We start from the raw sequence: 12320 nt of genomic DNA on the forward strand, positions 1-12320 counted from the left end.
TGCGAAGAGGTGAGAGAGTAAAATGAGAACTCGTATTGAAAGAAATGAAGAGGTGGTAGATCAACTTCCGTTGGTAAGTGTATTAATTCCTACATATAATCGTCCTCGCTACTTTGAAGAGGCGTTACGTAGTGTGCTGGAACAAACGTACTCTAATATAGAAATTATAGTTGGAGATGATAGTACGAATGATGAAACAGAAAAGGTGTTACAAAAATACTTATGTGATCATTCAAATATTACTTATATAAAAAACAGGTCAACTCTTGGACAGTTTGAAAATGCTCTAATGTTATTTAATAAAGCGAGCGGTGAATATATAAATTTTTTAATGGACGATGATATCTTTCATGTGGATAAAATTGAAAAAATGATGAAGTATTTTTTCAATGATTTAGATAATGAAATTAAGCTTGTAACATCCCATCGTCAAGTAATTGATGAAAAAGGGAAAGAACTACGACATATTTATTCAACTGTCCGTTTATTTAAAGAGGATACGATTATAGAGGGAACAGAATTAGCAAATAGGGTAATTGTCGATCAAAAAAATTATATTGGAGAACCGACAACAGTTTTATTTCGTAAAAATGATTTACAAGAACCGTATGGGATTTTTGATAAGAGGAGGTATCTTTGTAACGTAGATATAGCTTCATGGTTATCTTTATTAAGTAAAGGAAAAGCGGTATATATTGCAGAGACACTGAGTTACTTTCGATTACATCCAGATCAACAGTTAAATGAATCTAATAAAATGATGGATGGATTAGAAGATTTTTCACATAGTATTATAGCTGGAGAAAAATATGGTTTCTTATCTAACGAAAAAGAGTTAGATGAAGCGATAACTAATTTTCTAGAATATGCAAGAAGGATAGTTCCATCATCAATATTATATACATTAGACTATTATCAAAAAATTAAAGAAAAGAAAATAAACATAGAAAAGAAAAAACAATATATAAATAATAATTCTCCTTTACCGAAAGTAAGTATACTTATTCCTGCGTACAATAGACCGTATTACTTGGAATTGGCGCTTAATAGTGCTCTGAATCAAACATATGAAAATATTGAAATTATTATTTCTGACGACAGTACAAATAATGAAGTCAATGCGATGATTCAACCGTATTTACGTGAATATAAGTGTATTACATATGTTAAAAATGAAACGCCGTTAGTTGCTGAAAACTTTAATAAGTGTGTAGAACTTGCGAATGGGGACTATATAAACTTTTTATTAGATGATGATTTATTTCATCATGAAAAGATCGAGAGAATGATGAAATACTTTTTGACGTTAGAAAATATTTCATTTGTGACGTCATATCGTGAACTGATTGATGAGAATGGAGAGATATTACCACCTTCAACATTAAATATGAAAATCGCGAAAGAAACTACGCTTTTTGAAGGAAAAGAATTAGGGAATTATATGTTAAAAAATTTGAAAAATATAGTTGGTGAGCCGACAACTGTTTTGTTTAATCGGGAATTGTTTGAAGGAAAGTTTGGGTATTTTAAAGGGAAGGCTTATTCTGCTATTAATGACATTGCAACTTGGCTAGACATGATGAGGAAAGGAAAAGTAGTTTATATACAAGAACCTCTTAGTTATTTTAGACAACATAGTGGACAAAATCAAAAACAAATGCATTTTATTTTAATGACAATTGACGAGTGGATTGAATTAATTATAGATGCATATAATAGTGGTTTTTTAAGTTCTGAAAGAGATTATAAAGAGAGCTTATCCTATTGTTTAGAGAATGCGGGATTTATAGTTAAGGATGCAGTAAGAAATGGAGAACTAGATCAAATTTATAATGAAAAGATTAAAAAGGGGTTAAACAAACTAGTTGCCCATATGTTTGAGAAAGAATGTTGTTATTGTCAATATTGCAATCAACAATTTGAAAAATTTTCACCTTGGCCAGCACATTATGATTTTCCAAAATATAAATTTGAGATGTGGAATAAAGATACAGGGATATGTCCAGTTTGTAGTTCGATGGATCGTGAAAGATTGTATCGTGTGTACATTGAAACGGAAACGGACTTGTTAAGTAGAAAATATACTATGCTTCATATTGCACCTGAAGCGAATGTAAGAGATTGGTTTAACGAGTATAAAAATATTACGTATGTATGTGGGGATTTAGAGCCAAAGGATCCATTAATGAAGGAAATTGATGTTACAAGCATTACATATGATAGTAATACTTTTGATGTAATTTTATGTAGCCACGTATTAGAACATGTTCTTGATGATGGCAAAGCAATGCGAGAGTTATATAGGGTTCTAAAACCAGGTGGATGGGGAATTATTCAAGTACCCATCGTAATGAATGTGGATTCTATTATAGAGAATGAATTAATTGTAACTCCACAATTGAGGAAATTAGCTTTTGGTCAAGAAGATCATGTGAGAATTTATAATCAATCAGGGTTCATTCAACGATTAATGAATGCGGGATTTAAGGTGGAATTATATAACCTAGCTGAAAAACAAGGGATGAAAAGTGCTAGGAAATTTGGCTTATCTGAAACAGATATGCTCTATATTGTCCGAAAATGATAGGAAGGAATAGATAGATATGGAGAATATTCCTTTTTTACGTGCTTCAACTGTACCTGTAATTGAGTATTTGGATGAATTGAAGGAAATTGATACATCTCACATATATACGAATTACGGACCTATAAATCAACGTTTTGAACAAACAATTATGTCGGGATTTTTTCAGAACAGGGGAGCTGTTACAACAGTAGCAAACGCAACGTTAGGGTTAATGGCGGCCATTCAACTTAAGAAAAGAAAAAAAGGAAAATATGCTCTCATGCCTAGTTTTACATTCCCAGCGACTCCATTAGCAGCTATTTGGTGTGGATTGGAACCTTATTTTATTGATATTTCAATAGATGATTGGTATATGGATAAAACAGTACTTTTGGATAAGATTGAAGAATTAAAAGAAGAGGTTGCGATTGTTGTCCCGTACGCAACTTTTGGATCATGGATGAACTTAGAAGAATATGAAGAATTAGAGAAGAGGGGTGTTCCGGTTGTCGTAGATGCGGCACCGGGATTCGGATTGATGAATGGAAGTGTGCATTATGGACAGGATTTTAGTGGAATGATCGTATATAGTTTTCATGCAACAAAGCCTTTTGGAATTGGTGAAGGAGGGCTCATATATAGTAAAAATGAAGAAGATATACAACGTATTAAAAGAATGGGGAATTTCGGATTTGATACAAATCGTGAATGTACGATGATGGGGTTTAATTGTAAAATGTCTGAATATGCAGCCGCTATTGGGATTGCAACTATGAAAAAATGGGATGACAAATTAAAAGAACGCACCCGTATTTCTGAATGGTATAAACAATTGTTACAAAGTAATGGATTAATGAAAAAAGGGTGGCAACTCCAAAAGACAGAAGTAGTTATTCAGCAATTTATGCCTATTCTTTGTCCGGAAGAAGTTCGCAACAAACAAGTAATAGAAGACCTGAAAAAACAGAAAATAGAAGCTAGATTATACTTTTCGCCCTCTTGCCACCAACAAGTTCTTTTTAGAAACTATAAGTCTACAGATTTAACAAGAACGAATAAAATAGCAAAACGAATAGTAAGTTTGCCTTTATGGGAAGGAATGACGAAAGAAATAGTAGAACAAATTGTAAGATGTTTAGGTCAGAGGGCGGTGTTGGCAGATGAATAGTTTTTATAGTCAAGAAGAGCTAAAGAAAATTGGATTTTTATCAATTGGGAAGAATGTATTGATTAGTAAAAAAGCAAGTATATATAATCCAGGTGTTATATCAGTAGGTAATCATGTAAGGATTGATGATTTTTGCATTTTAAGTGGCAAAATTACAATTGGAAGTTATTCGCATATATCAGCGTATACAGCGTTATATGGAGGGGAAGTTGGGATTGAAATGCATGACTTTGCAACTATCTCAGCTAAAACAATCGTATATGCAGTACTAGATGATTTCAGTGGGAATACATTAATGGGACCAACTGTTCCGAGTCAATATAGGAATGTGAAAACAGAAAAAGTTATTTTAAAAAAACATGCGATTATTGGTGCTAATTCTATTATTTTTCCAAATGTAACTATAGGAGAAGGTACGGCAGTCGGTGCGATGAGTATGGTAAAAGAGAGTTTAGATGATTGGTATATTTATGCGGGAGTTCCCGTAAGAAAAGTAAAACCTCGTCAAAGAAAGATGCTAGAGTTAGAAATTGATTTTTTAAAAAACATTCATTCTTAACAAAAAGAAGGAATGTTTTTTATTTTTATGGTGCAGCATAGTGTGTATATAAACGTATTATGTTTTAAATTTTGCTGACCAAGGCAATACTGAGCCATAGTGAATGTAAAGTTGGAGGGCGAGCGTATATGTTTGATGAGGATGGGATTGTTTTAATTATGGAACCGGCTGATGAAAGAAATCTGAGGAGATTTATTTTTTCAGTACCAAAGTCAGTGTATGAAAAGAAGGGGCTTACATTACACTATGGAACAGCTATAGGACAAGGATATACGGATATAATTGAAGATATTATTAGCGTACATATAGAAGTAGATGTTGTAACAGTAATCGGGCATGTAAGAGGGTAAATAGCTATTTGAAAAAAGGTTATAAGTAATGTAGCTAGAAGTTAGGATAGAGAAACTTACAGACAATTATAAAGACGAAGGGAGCCTAAAATGAAAATAAAATCAACTTTAGTAGTATTTATAGTTACAATTGGCTTAATGGGATGTTCACTAGTAGAACAAGGAAAGAACTCCATAGATTATGCTCAAAAAGCGACAGACTATATAAATGAAATAAGTGCGTTTGCAAATGATGCACCAGCATTAGCTGAAAAGGCTGTTAATGATAGTGAAGCTCGAAAAGAATTAGAAGCGAAGCTTAGTGAAATTAAACAAGATATACCCGCTTTTAATGAATTAACACCGCCTGATGTAGCAAAGGATCTTCATCAGCAAATCGTCGGATATAACGAAAAGTTAAATACGTTAATTGATACGGCGATGACAAAGATAGAAGAAGGGAAAGTGAATGTAGAAGAGTTTAAAAACTCGGAGCTTATGCAGACGGTAGATCAAGTTCGAGATTTGAAAGAGAAGGTGCAAAATTTAGGTCAATAGTAAAAGGCTCCGTTTGTGATAAACGGAGCCTTTTACTATTGGATACAATAAACGATTACACCAACGATAATAATCATGTTGCCGATGAGTTTACGTTTCGTTATTTTTTCTCCTAGGAAATACCAACCGAAAATTAATATGATGATATAACTTAAGGATTCTAATGCTGATGCTTGTTTTAATGCCATGCCCTTCATGGCGATAACATTTAATCCAGCGTTAATTACAAATAAAGAGTAGCCGATAATAACATAAGGATTCACATATTCTTTTATTCTAGAATCGTATTGTTGCAAAGTAGCTTTTTTTAATAATATTTGTGAGTAATTAGCTAAAATTATCCCGAAAATAAATAATAACATATAACTATTCATCTTTTGTCACCACCACAATTCCGACGATAATAATAGCTGCACCAAGTAAATGATTCCACTGAATCGTATCTCCAAATAGAAATACTGACCAAAGCATTGACCATAGTATAATAATCCCGCGATGTGAATATGCTTTTGATATTTCGAAATGTTTAATTACTTGTTGCCATAAAATTGCATATCCAAATAAAAGTATAACTAGTCCGAAATAAGCCATAAAAAATGAGATGGAAGCAATGGGGAATTTAGCCGCCCATTTCATGTAAACCATAATGATAGAATATATCAAAAAAGCTACATGTAAAAATAAGTAATTTTTAATAGTTGGTTTCATTTATTCACTCTCTTTTGCATATAAATATATATTTATACCTAATTTTTTTAATGATAGATATTGGAACGTATTTAGTTTAATCTTTCACATTCCAAATTATATAGTATCATGGCTTTTATTGTAAAACAATAAAAGCCATGTATTCATTTTTTCCAAGGTTCTACAATATGTATCGTTTTATTTGTTGCATCCAATTCTACTTGAACACCGATAGGCATGGTAATCATTGGATGTGTATGACAACAATCGAAGTCGGCTAGAAAAGGAATTCTTTGATTTTGAAGTACTTCTAATAGTATTTCAAAAGGTTTTCGATTTGTACCACAATCATCAAATTGCTCATGCTTTCCAAGAATGATACCTGAAATTTTATCAAATACACCGTTAATTTTAAGGAATGAAAAGCTTCTTTCAATAGTAGCTGCATCTTTTGAACTGTCTTCAATAAAGAGAATATCGCCTTCTTGAATACATGGCATAAAAGAGCTGCCCCAAATTCCTTGTATTGTATTTAAGTTGCCGCCAATTATCCGTCCGGTAGCTTGTCCATTTGTTACAGAAATCCAATTATTTGGTCTAAGTTCTTTTTCTTTCGTTTTCTCTTCCCAATTAATAAATTCGTCTGACCAAAATAAAGGTTGTTTTATGTTGTATGGAAGCGCTTGATCATGCAGTAATGTTTCTACAAAATATTTGTATGTATCATCTACAAAAGGCTCAAATTCTCCAAAGGAGGGAACGAGTGCCGGGCCGTAAAATGTAGGGAGTCCTGTTTTTGCATAAATCCCTAGTAATAAAGCTGTTGCATCTGAATACCCAATCATTATTTTAGGGTTATTTAGAAAAGCATCATAATCAATATAAGGCAATAAGGAATTTGAATTCATGCCACCAATTGTTGACATGATACAAGAAACATTCGGGTTTCTTATTAAAGCATTTAGTTCCTCAGCACGCTCTTGTATACTACCCGAACGATAATAATCATATCGACCTGTTAGTGAACCTTCTAATATATGAAATCCTTTCTGTTGTAAGTAAGATTTCGCTCGTTCAAATCTTTTAGGAGAAGTGTAGGTTACTGGAGAAGAAGGGGAGTAAATCCCAATTGTATCTCCGTATTTTAATGATTTTGGAAGTGGCATTTGTATGAATCCCTTCTATTAATAGTTTTATTCATAAGGTTTATCATTGAATATTCTTATATTTCGGTATTGTTATTGTAACATACATGCATTGAAATAATAATTGCTGTAGATGAATAAATATGCTTTTTACCTTGACGATATAAAGGGAAAGTTGTTATGGTTAAATGTGAGTGTATAAAAGGTTTGTTAAAGGAGTTTTGAAATGAAGCGGTTAAAATGGGGAAGGCTGACAGTCCTATTAGTCATTGTTTTAGGGATATGTTGGTTCTTATTCCAAGGAACTCAAAAGAGTGCAACAAGTATAGAGGGACAACCTTTACAAGTGGCAGAACTACCTAAAACAGGATTAGTTGAAAAAGTAGTCCCACCAAAGTACATACCACCGGAAATTGATGCAAAAGCAGCTATGATTATTGATGCGAGTAATGGAGATATTATTTATCAACATAATGAAAATGAGGCTTTTGCGCCAGCAAGTATGTCTAAGATGATGACAGCATATCTTCTATTAGAAAATGTACATAATGGGAAAGTTCGCTGGGAAGATCCGGTGAAAATGAGTGCGAAAGCGGCACAAACAGAGGGAGCGAGAATCCCAGTACAAGTTAATGACACATTAACTGTTAAAGATTTATATCATGCATTAATGATTGAGTCAGCTAATAATTCAGCTGTGGCTTTAGCAGAACATATGGCAAAATCGGAGAAAGATTTCGTTCAGCTTATGGATGCAAAAGCGAAACAGTTCAAAATGTCGGAACATGCTAAATTTGCAAATGCTTCTGGATTACAAGAGCCAGATGGAAGTGAAACAAAAATGACGGCTGGTGATGTAGCAAACTTGGCGTATCATCTTATAAAAGATTACCCAGAAATATTAGAAGTGACTCACTTACGTCAAAGTCAGTTAGCATTTAATAATATTAATGTTATAAGTACAAATGATATGTTAAACAAAAATAATAAAGCTTTATATATAGAAGGAATAGACGGATTAAAAACAGGATTTACAGATAGCGCAGGGTATTGTTTTACGGGTACAGCAAAACAAGGTGATACTCGTATTATTACAGTTGTTATGGGAACAAAAGGTAAAACGAAGCGTTTTACAGAGACGAATAAGCTAATGTCTTATGCATTTGGCTTAGTTAATTAAGTGAAATACTGAGTTGGATCATCATATAAGAAAGGCAATTTGTTTTTACGTACTATCGGTAACAGCAAATTGCCTTTTATTTTTTAGCACTAATAAAGTAAAAAGGTAAAAAATGTGAGTGTTATTATTTGAGTTTATTATTGTTTGTTTATATTATAAAGTTAGAAACTTATTAATGATAAGTTTTGAGGGGCATATGATGTGTACATAGGAAAAAGCCTCAAATGAAAATTGGAGGGAATTATGATGGCAAAAGATTTTTACTCAGCGATTGAAGACAGAAGATCTATTTACGCAATTAGTAAAGAACAAGTAGTTTCTGATGAAAAAATTCAAGAAGTGATTTATCATGCTGTAAAACATACACCTTCAGCTTTTAACTCTCAGAGTGCTCGCGTTGTCGTCTTGCTTGGAGAACAACACGATAAGTTATGGGATATTACGAAAGAAACGTTACGAAAAATTGTACCTGAAAATAACTTCGCTTCTACGGAAGAAAAAATGAATGCATTTAAAAGTGGTTATGGAACAGTTCTATACTTCGAAGATAGTGAAGTGGTGGAAGAACTGCAAGAAAAATTTGCATTATACAAAGAGAACTTTCCAATTTGGTCTCAGCAATCCTCTGGAATGTTACAATTTGCAATTTGGACAGCTTTGGAAATTGAAGGGTTTGGTGCTACATTGCAACATTACAATCCATTAATTGATGAAGAAGTGAGAAAAGAATGGGGAGTTCCAGAAAATTGGAAGCTTATTGCGCAAATGCCGTTTGGTAAACCGGTTGTACCTGCAGGTGAAAAAGAATACCAGCCTTTAGAAAACCGTGTAAAAATTTATAAATAATGTAGGAACGAGTGGGGGAATTGTTTATCCCCAACTAATTATTATTTGAACCAATCGGGGTTTTGCTACTTATAAAAAGGTGAACAGGGATACAACCTGTTCACCTTTTTATAAGTAGTAAGGATTTTTTTGATAGGAATTTTTCATCTGATTTTTTAATTCGTTTTTACGTGTTTCAATAGTTGATATTTTTTGTAAGGTAATAATTGAAACGAATTGAAAAAAAGCATAGTACAGTTCTATATTTTTATTTATAGGATCATCTATTATGTTATTCATAAATATACCTCCCTTTTGATTCCATTATTTGCAAGCAATAAAACGCTCATCTTAAAATTCAATTGCTTTCCGTGTAGGGTAAATAAAATGTGTATAGATTAAGACGCTACTATATATATGATAATATAAATACCCTATAAATTCCATAGACAGTTAAAAATGGGTAGCGGAATGTGTACTTTCGTCAAATTAGAACAGAATTTTTGAAGTTAAATCTTACAAATCGTCAAATCTTTTAAAAGTGATAGATAGTATCAAAAATAGTTTTCTAAAAATATTATACTATTGATAAAAAAAGTGTTTTTTGTCATGATAAGAGTATGCTTCATGGGAGGAACTATACTAAGTAATACATTCTTTGCATTGTGTTAGATGAATAGAATTTTTCAAAGTGGATAGAAAAATATTTACTAAGATAATGAATGGTATGTCGAATTTTCAATGAAATACATAAGAAATATGAAAAAAGCATTGCAAAAAGAGTAAGTTTAATGGTAAAGTTCACATGAAGTTCACACGGATTTCACTTCATTCATTTAAAATGAACTCTGTGTGAAAAATAAAACTCTTGCTAAAAAATGGAACTTAATGAATATTTTACTTTGATAATATTGTAAAGTATTAAGTTTATAAGTTTTTTTAAAGAGGATAGTAGGGAAAGGAAGTAAAGACAACTTATGAAAAAAGTAATTGCAGGTTTAGCAGCAGCTTCTGTAGTAGGTGTTGCAGTTCCAGGTATGGATTCTGCTCAAGCACAAGTTTCAAACGAAGCGCTAAAAGAAATTAATGGACAAACTCAAACTCAAACTCAAACGACTGTAACTGAAACAAAAACTGTAGAAACAAAATCTGACTTAAAATACACAGTAACTGCTGATGTATTAAATGTTCGTTCAGGTGCTGGTACAGGACATAGCGTTATTTCTAAAGTAAAACAAGGTCAAGTACTACAAGTAATTGGACAAGAAAACGGTTGGTTCAAAGTAACTGTAAACGGTCAAACTGGTTATGTAAGTGGTGACTTCGTAACGACTGGTGGTAAAACAGGAACTACTGTTCAACAAGGAACTGGTACTTACACAGTAAACGTTTCTTCACTTAACGTACGTACAGGCCCAAGTACATCTCATACAGTATTAGGCTCTGTAAATAAAGGTAAAACAGTACAAGTTGTTGGTGAAGTACAAGATTGGTTTAAAATCAACTTCAATGGTGGAACTGGATACGTAAGCAAAGACTTCGTAACAAAAGGTGGTTCTGCTGTATCTAACCAAACACAACAACCAACTACAAACAACAATACTACTACAGTTCAAACTGGTGGTTCTTATGTTGTTAACACTGGTGCTCTAAAAGTACGTACAGGCCCAGCTACATACAACGCTGTAATTGGTGGCGTAACAAACGGTACAGTATTAAACGTTACTGGCGCTGAAAATGGTTGGTACAAAATTAACCATAACGGCCGTGCAGGTTACGTAAGTGCAGACTTCGTTAAGTTTGTAAAAGGCGGAGTAAACAACGTTACGAATAACGTTCAACAACCAGTTAAAGACGTACAAAAACCAACAACAGGTGGAAATACATCTTCAATCGCTGGTTTCGCTAGATCTTTAAATGGTTCACCATACAGAACTGCTGGTACAACACCTGCTGGTTTTGACTGCAGTGGATTCATTCACTACGTATTAAATCAAACTGGTCATAAAGGCGCTCGTCAAACAGTTGCTGGATACTGGAGCTCTAAAACAAAAACTAGCAATCCACAACCAGGTGATTTAGTATACTTCCAAAACACTTATAAATCAGGTCCTTCTCACATGGGTGTTTACTTAGGAAACGGTCAGTTCATTAGTGCAGAAACTGATGCAACTGGCGTACGTATTAGTTCAGTAAGCAACTCTTACTGGAGCAAGCACCTTCTAGGTTACACAAAAGCATACTAAGAAAAAGTAGTTTATATACTTTTCGAATATAGAAAAGGCTTTCCAGGGAAACTTGGGAAGCCTTTTTATAGTTGAATAAATTGGGAGTATAGTAGTTTTTACTTTAACTTCCCGTTTAAAAATCGATCGTATAAGTCATGGAAATAGTTAGGGCGAAATAAATTTGCTGCATGTCCTGCTAACGGTATTTCTTTATATAAAACGTTAGGAAGAATGGACTTTAAATCAAAAAGACAAGATTTATAGAGATGATCATGTTCACCCATTACCCATAGAATAGGGTGGGTAAGTGATTTTAATTTAGATTTTAAATCGAATTCTAACCGATGTCGTAATGACTGGGCAATAATTGATGAATGTAATTGCAATCCGAAACGGTAATAAATATTTCTTGAAATGACTGCAAATGGGTTTGCTTTTAGTATGCCACTTGGAAAAATGGTATTTGCGTATTGAGAGAGCCATTTAGAGTAATCGTCTCCTCGTTTCTCCCAAAATTTTTGAAATACGCTATATAAAAGAGAAGGATTATTATAATGGCCGCCAATATGACAAATGCTTAAAACTTTTTCTGGGTGCATTTGTGCAAAAATGGTAGAGATATAACAGCCGTAGCTTAAAGCGCAAATATGAGCTTTTTGAATGCCTTCTTTTTCGTATAAATTCAATAATTGATCAACGAGGCGCTGTAATGAAAATTCGATAGCTTCACCTTTATCATCGCCGTGACCTAATAAGTCATACGTAATAATGTTGTAGGAGGTTGAAAATCGTTTATGCTCTTTTTTGAAGGCACGACGATTACCAACTAATCCATGAATAAAAATGATTGTTTCCTTTTCGGAATGTATATTTGTTTGCAAAAAGGATACTCCTTTCAATAACTGGAGATTTATATAATATTTTAAATTAGTTATTTATAATTCACATAGAATAATATTAAGTACCAGGTAATAATATCAGATGTTTATATCTGTTGTAAATATGAGTTTTTATGTATATTTTGTAAAAATAAAAAATGTGTGTTTACATTCAGTTTACATTTGTATTGTATTCT

Annotated in this window: 13 protein-coding genes; 8 read left to right on the plus strand and 5 right to left on the minus strand. The window is 32.9% G+C overall.

The genetic code is table 11. The features are described 5' to 3' along the window. Positions 1 to 22 precede the first annotated feature (22 nt). The 5 genes from ACTFR9_RS02285 to ACTFR9_RS02305 all read left to right on the plus strand — a co-directional run bounded on the left by ACTFR9_RS02285 (position 23) and on the right by ACTFR9_RS02305 (position 5180). Positions 23 to 2584 carry a glycosyltransferase gene (locus ACTFR9_RS02285; RefSeq protein ID WP_001260403.1) on the plus strand — a complete coding sequence of 854 codons (2562 nt, stop codon included), beginning with the start codon at positions 23 to 25 and terminating at the stop codon, positions 2582 to 2584. A 19-nt stretch (positions 2585 to 2603) separates the two neighbouring features. Further along, complete coding sequence (locus ACTFR9_RS02290) at positions 2604 to 3734, plus strand: DegT/DnrJ/EryC1/StrS aminotransferase family protein (RefSeq protein ID WP_000427955.1); 1131 nt, start codon at positions 2604 to 2606, stop codon at positions 3732 to 3734. After that, positions 3727 to 4293: an acyltransferase gene (locus ACTFR9_RS02295; RefSeq protein ID WP_229136402.1), complete on the plus strand. Its 567-nt coding sequence runs from the start codon at positions 3727 to 3729 to the stop codon at positions 4291 to 4293. The genes ACTFR9_RS02290 and ACTFR9_RS02295 overlap by 8 nt, the downstream gene beginning before the upstream one ends. A gap of 128 nt (positions 4294 to 4421) precedes the next feature. Further along, on the plus strand, positions 4422 to 4643 hold the full coding sequence (locus ACTFR9_RS02300) for a hypothetical protein (protein ID WP_000459104.1): 222 nt from the start codon (positions 4422 to 4424) through the stop codon (positions 4641 to 4643). A gap of 90 nt (positions 4644 to 4733) precedes the next feature. Next, a complete protein-coding gene (locus ACTFR9_RS02305) occupies positions 4734 to 5180 on the plus strand; it encodes a DUF6376 family protein (RefSeq protein WP_000695301.1) in 447 nt (148 codons plus the stop codon). Positions 5181 to 5215: 35 nt separating this feature from the next. Here ACTFR9_RS02305 and ACTFR9_RS02310 read toward each other — a convergent pair whose 3' ends face one another. The 3 genes from ACTFR9_RS02310 to ACTFR9_RS02320 all read right to left on the minus strand — a co-directional run bounded on the left by ACTFR9_RS02310 (position 5216) and on the right by ACTFR9_RS02320 (position 7033). After that, a complete protein-coding gene (locus ACTFR9_RS02310) occupies positions 5216 to 5554 on the minus strand; it encodes an EamA family transporter (RefSeq protein ID WP_001089868.1) in 339 nt (112 codons plus the stop codon). Beyond that, positions 5547 to 5888, minus strand: coding sequence for an EamA family transporter (locus ACTFR9_RS02315; protein WP_000805123.1), 342 nt, complete (start codon positions 5886 to 5888; stop codon positions 5547 to 5549). Before ACTFR9_RS02315 ends, ACTFR9_RS02310 begins: the two co-directional genes overlap by 8 nt. 143 nt (positions 5889 to 6031) lie before the next feature. Further along, positions 6032 to 7033 (minus strand): S66 family peptidase, encoded by a 1002-nt coding sequence (locus tag ACTFR9_RS02320; RefSeq protein ID WP_001130816.1) that lies wholly within the window; start codon positions 7031 to 7033, stop codon positions 6032 to 6034. A gap of 205 nt (positions 7034 to 7238) precedes the next feature. Here ACTFR9_RS02320 and ACTFR9_RS02325 point away from each other — a divergent pair, with 205 nt between their 5' ends. Together ACTFR9_RS02325 and ACTFR9_RS02330 are read left to right on the plus strand one after the other, a co-directional pair. Continuing rightward, a complete protein-coding gene (locus tag ACTFR9_RS02325) occupies positions 7239 to 8192 on the plus strand; it encodes a D-alanyl-D-alanine carboxypeptidase family protein (protein ID WP_000825885.1) in 954 nt (317 codons plus the stop codon). Positions 8193 to 8435: 243 nt separating this feature from the next. After that, the gene (locus ACTFR9_RS02330; protein WP_001993708.1) at positions 8436 to 9038 is read left to right on the plus strand and encodes a nitroreductase family protein; all 603 of its coding nucleotides are present in this window, start codon (positions 8436 to 8438) and stop codon (positions 9036 to 9038) included. Positions 9039 to 9146: 108 nt separating this feature from the next. On the opposite strand, the gene ACTFR9_RS02335 is transcribed toward ACTFR9_RS02330, so the two are convergent. Then, complete coding sequence (locus ACTFR9_RS02335) at positions 9147 to 9317, minus strand: hypothetical protein (protein WP_001059583.1); 171 nt, start codon at positions 9315 to 9317, stop codon at positions 9147 to 9149. Between the two features lie 677 nt (positions 9318 to 9994). On the opposite strand from ACTFR9_RS02335, the gene entFM reads away from it, so the two are divergent. Continuing rightward, positions 9995 to 11263, plus strand: a complete 1269-nt coding sequence (gene entFM, locus ACTFR9_RS02340) for an enterotoxin EntFM (protein WP_000755535.1) — start codon at positions 9995 to 9997, stop codon at positions 11261 to 11263. A gap of 98 nt (positions 11264 to 11361) precedes the next feature. Here the strand turns inward: entFM and ACTFR9_RS02345 are convergent, their stop codons facing one another. Continuing rightward, positions 11362 to 12126: an alpha/beta fold hydrolase gene (locus tag ACTFR9_RS02345; protein WP_076875037.1), complete on the minus strand. Its 765-nt coding sequence runs from the start codon at positions 12124 to 12126 to the stop codon at positions 11362 to 11364. Between the last annotated feature and the right edge of the window lie 194 nt (positions 12127 to 12320).

Source organism: Bacillus cereus group sp. MYBK222-1 (assembly GCF_051916425.1).
In the GTDB taxonomy this organism is placed as follows: domain Bacteria; phylum Bacillota; class Bacilli; order Bacillales; family Bacillaceae_G; genus Bacillus_A; species Bacillus_A paranthracis.

What these genes read in the sequence shown, in the direction of transcription:
- ACTFR9_RS02285 (WP_001260403.1), top strand. Translation starts at nt 23, where the DNA reads ATGAGAACTCGTATTGAAAGAAATGAAGAGGTGGTAGATCAACTTCCG.
- ACTFR9_RS02290 (WP_000427955.1), top strand. Translation starts at nt 2,604, where the DNA reads ATGGAGAATATTCCTTTTTTACGTGCTTCAACTGTACCTGTAATTGAG.
- ACTFR9_RS02295 (WP_229136402.1), top strand. Translation starts at nt 3,727, where the DNA reads ATGAATAGTTTTTATAGTCAAGAAGAGCTAAAGAAAATTGGATTTTTA.
- ACTFR9_RS02300 (WP_000459104.1), top strand. Translation starts at nt 4,422, where the DNA reads ATGTTTGATGAGGATGGGATTGTTTTAATTATGGAACCGGCTGATGAA.
- ACTFR9_RS02305 (WP_000695301.1), top strand. Translation starts at nt 4,734, where the DNA reads ATGAAAATAAAATCAACTTTAGTAGTATTTATAGTTACAATTGGCTTA.
- ACTFR9_RS02310 (WP_001089868.1), bottom strand. Translation starts at nt 5,554, where the DNA reads ATGAATAGTTATATGTTATTATTTATTTTCGGGATAATTTTAGCTAAT.
- ACTFR9_RS02315 (WP_000805123.1), bottom strand. Translation starts at nt 5,888, where the DNA reads ATGAAACCAACTATTAAAAATTACTTATTTTTACATGTAGCTTTTTTG.
- ACTFR9_RS02320 (WP_001130816.1), bottom strand. Translation starts at nt 7,033, where the DNA reads ATGCCACTTCCAAAATCATTAAAATACGGAGATACAATTGGGATTTAC.
- ACTFR9_RS02325 (WP_000825885.1), top strand. Translation starts at nt 7,239, where the DNA reads ATGAAGCGGTTAAAATGGGGAAGGCTGACAGTCCTATTAGTCATTGTT.
- ACTFR9_RS02330 (WP_001993708.1), top strand. Translation starts at nt 8,436, where the DNA reads ATGATGGCAAAAGATTTTTACTCAGCGATTGAAGACAGAAGATCTATT.
- ACTFR9_RS02335 (WP_001059583.1), bottom strand. Translation starts at nt 9,317, where the DNA reads ATGAATAACATAATAGATGATCCTATAAATAAAAATATAGAACTGTAC.
- entFM (WP_000755535.1), top strand. Translation starts at nt 9,995, where the DNA reads ATGAAAAAAGTAATTGCAGGTTTAGCAGCAGCTTCTGTAGTAGGTGTT.